The sequence below is a fragment of the Nguyenibacter vanlangensis genome, assembly GCF_013376155.1.
Taxonomy (GTDB): domain Bacteria; phylum Pseudomonadota; class Alphaproteobacteria; order Acetobacterales; family Acetobacteraceae; genus Gluconacetobacter; species Gluconacetobacter vanlangensis.
Genome location: NZ_JABXXP010000896.1, coordinates 1 through 999, shown reverse-complemented (window position 1 = coordinate 999; position 999 = coordinate 1). Strand labels below are relative to the sequence as shown.

Genomic DNA, 999 nt, shown 5'->3' with positions numbered 1-999 from the left:
GGAAGGCGCGGTCGATCGCGGTGCGGGCGGCCGCGATCATCGCGCCGCCGCCCAGGGCGTGGATCGTCAGCATGGCCGGGCGCAGCGCCGCCAGGCTGCCGATGGCCGACCCCACCGTGTTGGGAATGTCGTGCAGCTTCAGGTCCAGGAACAGCGTGCCGCCATCCGCCACCTGCCGCACGGCATCGAGCCCGCGCGCATAGGTGAATTCCAGCCCCAGCTTGATGGCGTCGGCGCTGGGGGCCGTCTGGTCGCGCCAGCGTATCGCCTGGGCGGTGTTCTTGGTGTCCAGGGCGACGATCAGCCTGGTGCGGCGGGCAGTCATGGCAGCGGGGCCTCGCGATAGGGCGGCAGCGCCGCCCCCTGTGTATGGGCGGGTGCCTGAACGGGCGTTTGCGCGGGCGGGTTATAGGTTTCCGCCTGCTGGCGGCGCAGTTCGGCGGCCTGGTCCTCCAGCACACGGACCTGCTGTTCCGCGCGGCGCGCCCGCCCGCGCTGGCGCAGTTCGGCGAACCAGACCGACAGGGCGCCGAGGATGAAGAAGGCGGCGGCCACGATCAATGTCAGCACGCCGACCGACGATTTCCAGCTCCAGTCCAGGAACCAGATCGTGACGGAGTCCTGGTTGCAGGCGCTGAAGATGATCAGCACCAGCAGGAAAGGGACGGTGATGAGAAGACGCAACATGCTCTGCCTCCTACAGTTCGGCGGGGCGGACGGCAAGGCGCGCGGCGCCGCCGCACGGGATCGTGCCGGCGGCCGGCGGGAAGGGCCTTGATTCCGGTCCGGCCGTCGTGATGTCGTCATCCGGTTCGGGCGGAGTCTGCTCTTGAGTGAGATCATCGCGTTTCGTGGCAACGCGCGCAAGGATGACACGTTGTGGGCCGTCATCGCCACGGCCGGGCCGACACGGCGCATTGCCGATATCTATCCGGCCCGGCCCGCCGCCCTGGCCGATTGCGCGTGGCGCGCGCAGCAGGTGCGCGCCTATGCCCACCT

At 69.9% G+C, this 999-nt stretch carries 2 protein-coding genes; both read right to left on the bottom strand.

Features of this window, described 5'->3' with window-relative positions:
* Positions 1–325, bottom strand: a 325-nt coding sequence (locus HUK84_RS19975; RefSeq protein ID WP_176641757.1) for an orotidine 5'-phosphate decarboxylase / HUMPS family protein, incomplete at its 3' end; no start/stop codon positions are given.
* On the bottom strand, positions 322–687 hold the full coding sequence (locus HUK84_RS19970; protein WP_176641756.1) for a LapA family protein: 366 nt from the start codon (positions 685–687) through the stop codon (positions 322–324). The genes HUK84_RS19970 and HUK84_RS19975, both read right to left, overlap by 4 nt.
* Positions 688–999: the final 312 nt, after the last annotated feature.

What these genes read in the sequence shown, in the direction of transcription:
- HUK84_RS19970 (WP_176641756.1), bottom strand. Translation starts at nt 687, where the DNA reads ATGTTGCGTCTTCTCATCACCGTCCCTTTCCTGCTGGTGCTGATCATC.